Raw genomic sequence first — 1,570 nt, 5'->3', positions numbered from 1 at the left:
TGTGGGAGCGAGCTTGCTCGCGATGGCACCATAACAGACACCTCAGAACCATAAGAAAGGAATCCACATGAGCCTGCACCTGATCATCGGCGACAAAGATCTATCTTCCTGGTCCCTGCGTGGCGCCTTGGCCCTGGCGCTGACCGGCGCGAAGTACACCGAAGAACTGGTCAGGCTCGGCCAGCCCGATACCCGCGAAAAGCTGCTCAAATATTCGGCCACGGCCAAGGTCCCGTTGCTCAAGACCGAATTCGGCGTGATCGCCGATTCCCTGGCGATCGGCGAATACCTGGCCGAACAATTCCCGGATGCCGGACTCTGGCCCAAGGATGTGGCCGCCCGGGCGCAGGCCCGCTCGGCCTGTGCGCAAATGCACAGCGGCTTTTTCGCCCTGCGCAATCATATGCCCATGGACGTGCTGCACGATGCGCCGCTGTCGCCTATGCCATCTGAAGTGCAGGTGGAAATTGAGCGGATGCTGGCGCTGTGGGCTGAATGCCGTGGAGTGGCGCCCGAACCCGGTCCTTATCTGTTTGGTCGCATCAGTCTGGCCGACGCATTTTTTGCCCCTGTCGCGGTGCGCTTGCGCACTTATCGAGTGGCACTGCCGGAGGTCGATGAGGCCTACGTTGAAACCTTATATCAATGGCCAGCTTTCAAAGCGTGGCAACAGGCTGGCCTGGAGGAGACTGCGCGGTGAAACGAGTTCATGTGGCGGCGGCGGTCATTCGTGACGCTGCTGGTAAAATCCTGATTGCCCGTCGGGCCGACACCCAACACCAGGGCGGCCTGTGGGAGTTTCCCGGTGGCAAGGTCGAGGTGGATGAGTCCGTCGAAACCGCCTTGGCCCGGGAGCTAAACGAGGAACTGGGTATCGTCGTCGAAGCCGCCCGGCCATTGATCAAGGTGCGCCACGATTACCCGGACAAACAAGTGTTGCTCGACGTCTGGGAGGTTTCGGCTTTCAGCGGCGCGCCCCATGGCGCCGAAGGTCAACCGCTGGCGTGGGTGACGGCCCGTGAGTTGACGAATTACGAATTTCCGGCGGCCAACCAGCCGATCGTCGCGGCGGCTCGTTTGCCGGGTGAATATCTGATCACGCCCGAAGGTCTGGAAACGCCGGTCTTGCTGCGGGGCATGCAGAAGGCGATTGCCGGCGGGATCAAGTTGGTCCAGCTGCGCGCACCCAACGGCTACGACCCGCAATACCGCGACCTGGCGGTGGACGCGGTGGGGCTGTGTGCCGGCAAGGCGCAACTGATGCTCAAGGGGCCGTTTGAATGGCTGGGGGATTTTCCCTCCGCTGGCTGGCATATCACCGCCGCGCAATTGCGCAAGCATGCGGCGGCCGGTCGACCGTTCGGCAAGGACCGCTGGCTTGCGGCCTCGTGCCATAACGCTGAGGAGTTGTCCCTGGCGCAGCAGATGGATGTGGATTTCGTCACGCTTTCGCCTGTGCAGCCGACCCAGACCCATCCCGATGCCAAGCCACTGGGGTGGGATGAGGCGGCTCGGTTGATCGAGGGTTTCGACAGGCCGGTTTATCTGTTGGGTGGGGTGGGGCCCGGCG

The 1,570-nt window shown here is 62.4% G+C and carries 2 protein-coding genes; both read left to right on the top strand.

Going from position 1 to position 1,570, the window contains the following annotated elements:
• Window positions 1-67: 67 nt before the first annotated feature.
• Window positions 68-700, top strand: a complete 633-nt coding sequence (locus OC610_RS27125) for a glutathione S-transferase family protein (protein ID WP_264432443.1) — start codon at window positions 68-70, stop codon at window positions 698-700.
• A partial coding sequence (locus OC610_RS27120; RefSeq protein WP_264432440.1) for a Nudix family hydrolase occupies window positions 697-1,570 on the top strand: 874 nt, incomplete at its 3' end. The genes OC610_RS27125 and OC610_RS27120, both read left to right, overlap by 4 nt.

Source organism: Pseudomonas agronomica, from assembly GCF_025917275.1.
GTDB lineage: Bacteria > Pseudomonadota > Gammaproteobacteria > Pseudomonadales > Pseudomonadaceae > Aquipseudomonas > Aquipseudomonas agronomica.
The sequence above is the reverse complement of the archived record's forward strand: the minus strand, read 5'-3'. Positions and strand labels throughout refer to the sequence as shown.

Coding starts and splice junctions, on each gene's coding strand:
- OC610_RS27125 (WP_264432443.1), top strand. CDS start 68: ATGAGCCTGCACCTGATCATCGGCGACAAAGATCTATCTTCCTGGTCC.